General features: G+C 42.7%; 1 rRNA gene. It reads right to left on the reverse strand.

What is annotated here, in order from left to right:
* Window positions 1–216: 216 nt before the first annotated feature.
* Window positions 217–295, reverse strand: a 16S ribosomal RNA gene (locus tag WA407_RS26425); the annotation flags it as partial.

The raw sequence follows: 295 nt of genomic DNA on the forward strand, positions 1-295 counted from the left end.
CTGCTACCTTTATTTCACTTGTTTACACAAGATCAGCTTAAAGGAATATTCTAAAACGCAATTTCGTTTCGGTATCCAGTTTTCAAGGTGCAAAGCTGTAAACAACCAGCTTTTTTTGAGAGTTTGAACTCTCAAAACTGAGCAACGAGTGAGTAGTTTTTGAAGCTAACGCTTCATATTTGAATGTTTCCGCTCTCCGGAAACGATTCTCCATAGAAAGGAGGTGATCCAGCCGCACCTTCCGATACGGCTACCTTGTTACGACTTCACCCCAATCATCTACCCCACCTTCGGC

The organism is Paenibacillus sp. 203 (assembly GCF_037027525.1).
In the GTDB taxonomy this organism is placed as follows: Bacteria; Bacillota; Bacilli; order Paenibacillales; family Paenibacillaceae; genus Paenibacillus; species Paenibacillus polymyxa_B.